The organism is Pseudomonas citronellolis, assembly GCF_029335315.1.
In the GTDB taxonomy this organism is placed as follows: domain Bacteria; phylum Pseudomonadota; class Gammaproteobacteria; order Pseudomonadales; family Pseudomonadaceae; genus Pseudomonas; species Pseudomonas citronellolis_A.
On the sequence record NZ_JARJLT010000157.1, the window covers coordinates 1 to 2,230 of the forward strand.

Here is a 2,230-nt window from a genome sequence, read left to right on the forward strand (position 1 = left end):
CGCCGTCGCGGCTCTGGATCGCCTGGGTGATGGCCCGCACGCAGTGGCCGCAGGACATGCCTTTCACGTTGAACGCTTGCATGGTCGAACTCCTTCGGGATGGTTGGACGATGCCGGCAGTCTCGACCTTGCCACCGTGGCAAGGTCAAGCCCCCCGTGGCGCTCGGCCGCAGGCTTGCCCCCGGCGCCGGCCTCGGCCAAGCTCTGCGGATTCGATCGCCACCGGGAGCCTCCCCATGCGCCGGCCTCTGCTCGCCGCCCTGCCCTGCCTGCTCTGGTCCGCCCTGACCCTGGCCGCCGACCCGCCGACGGTGCAGGCCTGGCCGCAACAGGACCCGCCCGCCCCCGGCTACGCCGTGCTCAACATCACCCGCATGGGCCTGCAGAGCGGCAACGCCTGCGACATCGACCTCTATGTGCGCGGCGAATTGCTCACGCGCCTGCAACCCGACGGTTCGGTGGCGCTCAACCTGACGCCCGGCGAGGTGCCGATCCGCCTGGCCACCGCCAGCACCGGCGCCTGCCGCGACGGCATGCAGCAGTTGCAGACGCAGACCCTGAAGCTGCGCGCCGGGGAAATCCGCAGCTACCGCGTGGGCTTCCGCGAAAGCGGCTATTTCCTGACGCCGATCAACACGCCCTGAGCCGTCGCTGAGCGAGGCTTGACCTTGCCCTTGTGTCAAGGTTCATCCTCGGGGCATCGTTGGATCGCGGCCATCGCCGAGGCGCTGGCCCCCAGGAGGAGCCCATGAACAGCCCCATCGAACTCGACCTGCCGGTGACCGGCATGACCTGCGCGTCCTGCGTCGGCCGCGTGGAGCGCGCGCTGAAGAAAGTCCCGGGGGTGGTCGAGGCCAGCGTCAACCTGGCCAGCGAGCAGGCGCGGGTGCGCGTCGACTCGCCCGAACAGCTGCCAGCCCTGGTGGCGGCGGTGGAACACGCCGGCTACCAGGTGCCCGGGCACAGCCTGGAACTGGCCATCGACGGCATGACCTGCGCCAGCTGTGTGGGCCGCGTGGAACGCGCGCTGAAAAAGGTTCCGGGGGTGCGCGAGGCGAGCGTCAACCTGGCCAGCGAACGCGCCCACCTCGACCTGCACGGCCCGGTCGACCCGGCCGTGCTCATCGCCGCCGTGGACCGCGCCGGCTACCGCGCCCGTCTGCTGCAACCCGACCAGCCCGCCGAAGACCCGGCCCTGGCGCGCCTGGCCCGCGAACGCTGGTACCTGCTCGCCGCCATCGTCCTGGCCGTGCCCCTGGTGTTGCCGATGTTCGCCGAATGGGCCGGGCTGCACTGGATGCTGCCGGCCTGGGTGCAGTTCCTCCTGGCCACCCCGGTGCAGTTCATCATCGGCGCGCGCTTCTACGTCTCGGCGTGGAAGGCGGTGCGCGCCCGCAGCGGCAACATGGACCTGCTGGTGGCCCTGGGCACCAGCGCCGGCTACGGCCTGAGCCTCTACCTGTGGCTGACCGCCGCGCCCGGCGCCATGCCGCACCTGTACTTCGAGGCAAGCGCCGTGGTGATCGCGCTGATCCTCCTCGGCAAATACCTGGAGAGCCGCGCCAAGCGCCAGACCGCCACCGCCATCCGCGCCCTCGAGGCGCTGCGCCCGGAACGCGCCACGCGCATCCGCGACGGCCATGAGGAAGACGTCGCCATCGCCGAACTGCGCCTGGGCGACGAACTGCTGGTGCGCCCCGGCGAGCGCTTCCCGGTGGACGGCAAGGTCCTCGACGGCCGCAGCCACGCCGACGAGGCGCTGATCACCGGCGAGAGCCTGCCGGTGGCCAAGGGCCCGGGCGACGCGGTGACCGGCGGCGCGATCAACGGCGAAGGCCTGCTGACCATCCGCGCCACCGCCCTGGGCGGGGAAACCGTGCTGGCGCGGATCATCCGCCTGGTGGAAGACGCCCAGGCGGCCAAGGCGCCGATCCAGAAGCTGGTGGACAAGGTCAGCAACGTCTTCGTCCCGGTGGTGATCGGCATCGCCCTGCTCACCCTGCTCGGCTGGCTGCTGGCCGGCGCCGGGGTGGAGACCGCGCTGATCAACGCGGTGGCCGTGCTGGTCATCGCCTGCCCCTGCGCCCTGGGCCTGGCCACGCCGACGGCGATCATGGCCGGCACCGGGGTGGCCGCGCGCCACGGCATCCTGATCAAGGACGCCGAAGCGCTGGAAGTGGCCCACGCGGTGAGCGCGGTGGCCTTCGACAAGACCGGCACCCTGACCTCC

Annotated in this window: 3 protein-coding genes; 2 read left to right on the forward strand and 1 reads right to left on the reverse strand. The window is 71.6% G+C overall.

Going from position 1 to position 2,230, the window contains the following annotated elements:
* Positions 1 to 82: heavy-metal-associated domain-containing protein (locus P3W75_RS12820; protein WP_276227727.1), on the reverse strand; the 82-nt coding region annotated here is incomplete at its 3' end.
* Between the two features lie 154 nt (positions 83 to 236).
* Between P3W75_RS12820 and P3W75_RS12825 the strand changes: the two genes are divergently transcribed.
* Together P3W75_RS12825 and P3W75_RS12830 are read left to right on the forward strand one after the other, a co-directional pair.
* Positions 237 to 644 carry a hypothetical protein gene (locus P3W75_RS12825; RefSeq protein WP_276227725.1) on the forward strand — a complete coding sequence of 136 codons (408 nt, stop codon included), beginning with the start codon at positions 237 to 239 and terminating at the stop codon, positions 642 to 644.
* 104 nt (positions 645 to 748) lie between these two features.
* On the forward strand, positions 749 to 2,230 hold a 1,482-nt coding region (locus P3W75_RS12830), incomplete at its 3' end, for a heavy metal translocating P-type ATPase (RefSeq protein ID WP_276227726.1).

Excerpts from the sequence above, each read along its gene's own strand:
- P3W75_RS12825 (WP_276227725.1), top strand. The coding sequence starts at position 237 with ATGCGCCGGCCTCTGCTCGCCGCCCTGCCCTGCCTGCTCTGGTCCGCC.